The sequence below is a fragment of the Streptococcus penaeicida genome (assembly GCF_002887775.1).
Classification (GTDB): Bacteria; Bacillota; Bacilli; order Lactobacillales; family Streptococcaceae; genus Streptococcus; species Streptococcus penaeicida.
Map to the genome: position 1 here is coordinate 1 of NZ_LOCM01000066.1, position 324 is coordinate 324.

At 41.4% G+C, this 324-nt stretch carries 1 tRNA gene and 1 rRNA gene; both read right to left on the bottom strand.

From position 1 onward, the window contains the following. Positions 1–20: 20 nt before the first annotated feature. A tRNA-Asn gene (locus AT575_RS10265) sits at positions 21–94 on the bottom strand. A 5-nt stretch (positions 95–99) separates the two neighbouring features. Further along, positions 100–213: ribosomal RNA gene (gene rrf, locus AT575_RS10270) — 5S ribosomal RNA — on the bottom strand. Positions 214–324: the final 111 nt, after the last annotated feature.

The following is a 324-nucleotide window of genomic DNA, read 5'->3' on the forward strand; positions in this document are numbered from 1 at the left end:
GGAAATCCTATCTCTATCGACTCCGCCAGTAGGACTCGAACCTACGACATCATGATTAACAGTCATGCGCTACTACCAACTGAGCTATGGCGGATAAAAGCTAAGCGACTTCCGTATCTAACAGGGGCAACCCCCAACTACTTCAGGCGTTCTAGGGCTTAACTACTGTGTTCGGCATGGGTACAGGTGTATCTCCTAGCTATCGTCACTTAACTTTTTAGTCCACTCAAAATTGAATAACTATATCTTAACAAGAAGTCTACCTCTATGTCAATAAACTTTTCTATTATCAAAATTGTACTCGGACTAAAAGCTAGTCAATTA